Source organism: Nocardia sp. NPDC004722, from assembly GCF_053601505.1.
In genome coordinates this window covers 1-3812 of record NZ_JBSGBY010000725.1, presented here as the reverse complement: position 1 = coordinate 3812, position 3812 = coordinate 1, and the positions used below count along the sequence as shown (strand labels likewise).

1 protein-coding gene is annotated in these 3812 nt (G+C 69.4%); it reads right to left on the bottom strand.

Translation table 11 applies throughout. The features are described from left to right. Window positions 1–3812: hypothetical protein (locus tag ACWELQ_RS40645; protein WP_452402317.1), on the bottom strand; the 3812-nt coding region annotated here is incomplete at both ends.

The following is a 3812-nucleotide window of genomic DNA, read 5'->3' as shown; positions in this document are numbered from 1 at the left end:
CTCGGCACGCGCCAGATCAGCCTGCGCGGAAGCCAATTCGCGTTCGGCCCGCTGCCGCGGCGTCTCGGCCGCCCGATCCTCTTCGGCCGCGTGCAATTCCGCGTCGACGAGATGCTCGCGGGCCTCCTGGTAGCGGTGCACGGCATCGCGCACCGGCTCGAGTTCCGCGGGCCACGGCGCACCCGACTCGCGCGCCGCCTTGGTCATCCATTCGACCTGGCGGACCACCTGGTCCAGATCCCCGGAATGCCACGGGCCGGGCGTGGTGTCGACGCTGGTCGCGAGATCGGTGCGGGCACTCTCGACTTCCCGCTGCCACGCCTCGACCGGCCCCTCCCCCACGCCGGTGGTGTGCTCGACCGCCGCGTGCAACGCCGACTCCAGGTCGGTCACCCGCTGCTGAGCCTGGTTGAATTCGTGGGCGGTGCGCCGCAGATCCTCGATCCGGGTCTCGTAGTCGGCGAGGTGGCCGCCCTCCGCGGCCGTGCGCGTTTGCAGGTACTCGACGGTTCCACGCAGATTGCCCGGCGTCAGGTCGCCGTCGGCCAAGGGGCGGTTGTCCTGCAACCACATTCGGCCCTTGGCATGCTCGCGCGCATCGGCGGCCGACAGCAGGCGCTGCCTGGCCTCGGCCAGTTCCGCGGCGACGTCCCGTGGCGTGCGCGGGGTTTCGGGCTGGGCGTTGCGGGTGAGGTCGTCGTGTTCCTTGGCCAGCCGGTGCAGCGCCTTGATATCCGCGTCGCGGGCCGCGATTTCCGCACGCATGTCCTGGATGTGCTGCTCGAGCACCTGCGGCTTGGGCCGTTCGTGCTTGTCGATCTTGCCGTCGCGGTACACCTCGAACACTTCGGCGTAGCGGGCGTGCCGAACGTAGTCGATCACCTGGCCCAGTTCGTGCGCCGAGAGCGGCTCGTGCTCGTGCGGCACGCTCATCGCGTACTCGCCGTACAGCCGGCGCGGGTCGCCGGGACCTTCCAGACCGTGCAGGACCCTGGCGAGTTGGTCGGCGGTCAACCGATCCCGCAGGCCCTCGACGCCCCGCACTTCATCGCGGTACAGCTTCACCTGCGCGTCGATATCGTGCACATCGACACCGAGCAGATGCGACCATGCCTCCGACGAGTGCGAAAGATCATCGGAAATCGGTGGCTCGCCGAGGGATTCGCTCAGCAGGTGTTCCAGCGCCGCGGGTGCCTTCGGGTCGTGGATCGGTAGCACACCGTCCGCGGCCCGCGGATCGGTACTCGGATCGAACCGCATGCCCGACCGATACGGGTCGAGCCCGGCGAGGGTGTTCGCGTACTCCGCGAGCGCGCCGAGCAGTTCCGGCTGCCGGCCCGACCGCTTCAGCACATCGTTGATGGCGGCCACGACCGCCTTGCTGCTGGTGCTCTTGGCATCCGGCTCGTAGCCGACGACCTCGCCCCGATCGGGGCCGTACTCGGGGATGACGTGCTTGCTGCCGTACAACTCGGCCGGATCGACGCCCAAACGACGGGCCAGCCGGTCGCGGGCGGCCAGCACCTTCTCCGCAGTGCCATTGTGTTTGCCGTTGTCGCGCAACGCCTTCGCGTAATCGAGCAGGTCCTCGATGCGCTGCGCACGGGCCGCCTTGCGGACATTCGGGTCGGTCATGGCCGCCGCCACCCGCTCCGGCGTCAGATGCTCCGGATCCACGCCGATCGAGTTCGCCAGATAGCTCAGCCGGCGGTCGAGATCGTGGAAGGTGTCGATGGCGTCGCTGCTGCGGATGAAGTCCGCCATGCCCTCGACCTGCGCGGCCCGCAGCATGTTCGCCTGATGCAGGGCCTTGATGGTCTCCTCGAGGTTCTCGCCCAGGTCCATCGTGTAGGTCGACAGCTTGCGCGCCGCCGCATTGCGTTCCTCGCGAACGACATCCGGGTCGCGCGGCGGGGTCTCCCCGGACCCGTGCTCCTCGGGCGTATGCCCGCCACCCGTCTCGTGCGGGCTCGCGGCGTCGAGGTGCACCACCCGCCACGGCTCGCCGGAGCCGCGGGCCATCAGCACCGGGGTCCGCTCGCCGTTCACCTCGACGTCCTGGAAGCGGACCTGCGGCGCCTCCGCCTCGCGGATACCGACATAGCCGTCGTCCAGGTGAACGACGCGGTACTCCAGTTGCAGCTCACCGTGATTGAGCAGCGTGGCCAGGTCGGGGTGCGCGGCCAGCGCCTCGGCGAGGCGGACGTCGTGGTCGACGTCACCGCGAATGACGACCAGCCGGTTCGGGTCCCCGGGGTGCTCACCCGGTCGGATACCGACACCGTCTTCGAGCATGGTGCCGCCGTGCGCCTCCAGCCAGGCGTGCGCGGAGCGATCGGCGAGTTCGGTGCTCAGCCTGCGGTTCTCGGCATCGACACGCTGGAAATGCTCGACCGCCGCCGCGAACTCGGTCAGGTTGGCGCGATCGTCACGGACCTGCATGCGCAGGTCGGCGATGGTGTGCCGCAGCTTGTTCGGGTTGTCGGCGGTCGGTGTCAGATCGTCCAAGCCGACGCCGAGCAACTGCGCCCAGTTGGAGCGCTCCTCACGAATCTGGTCGCGCCGCAACGCGGCCTGGAAGAACTTGTCCTGCTCGCCGACCGATACCTCGGGGTCCGGCTCGTCGTAATGACGTTGCCATTCGCCGCCGTTGCCGACGCTGTCGCGGTCCAGGGCAGTGAGCCTGGGTTTGCGGGGCTGATACGCCTTCGCGGCGATATCGTCCGGGGCACCGATCCGCTCGCGGCGGCGCGCGGCCTTCTGCTCCTGGTGCTTCTCCTCGTTGACCTGCCAGAGCTCGCGCACCAAACGGCCGAGCGGATCCTTGTCGGTGAAACTGACCGGGCGCACCGGAACCAGCTCCGCCAGCTCGTGATAGCGCTGCGACACCTCCCGCAGCGCCTCGATCGCGCCCGCGCGGCGCATGAGTTCGTAGGTCGCGTCGCTCAGCGCGGCGCGCACCGACTTCGGATCCTCCGCGATCAGGTCGATGCCGTGGCGGGCGGCCAGCCGGACCACATCCGCCAGTGCCGCGTCCCGAGCCGCCGCCGCGTCGGCGACCGGCTGCGGGACGTCACCGGCCATGCGGCGCTCCTGCGGTGGGGCCTCACCGTCCGGATCATGCGGCGGCGCCGGGGTTTCGACGGCGTGATCGGGGTGATTGAGGTGGTAGAGGTCGATGCTCTCCTGATGGCTGGCCATCTCCTCCGGGGTGAACCGGTGGTCGACCTCGGTGCGCCAGGGCTGATATTCGCCGCCGTCGCGGGTCCGCATCGGGTGGATGGCCGCGGCGAGATCTTTGACGCGACTGGTGGTGCGCTGCAGCAGCGGAATCTGCTCACGCACCTTCAGCAGCGTCGCGGACTCCTTGAGGACGCGGAAGACGCCCGCCTCTTCGATCTCGTGGTAGTCCATGTGGATCACGTCGCCGACGAAATGGATCAGCGCGGCCTGACCCTTGCCGTCGACGCCGGAGCCCGACATGTATTTCGGCGTGTGCGGCTGGAAGCCCTTCATCATGCGACGCCAGGCGCGCTTCATGAGGCCGCGCCGCTCCTCCGGAGTTGCCTCTTCCTTCGGCGCGACCGGCAGATCGGGGCGCTTGATCGGCTCGAAGCGGCGGTTGCCGTTGGCGTCCTCGGTGACCTCGACATGCACGCGGTGGCCGTCGGACTCCAGGATCAGATGGTTCGCGGCGGCCGGATCCTGGGCGTGATGGCTGGCGGCGAACAGGTCGGCGACATCGGCGGCGCGGCGCAAGGTGTCGGCGCGCAGCTCGGTCAGGGTGCGCTGCACGTGCTCGGGCGTCACCC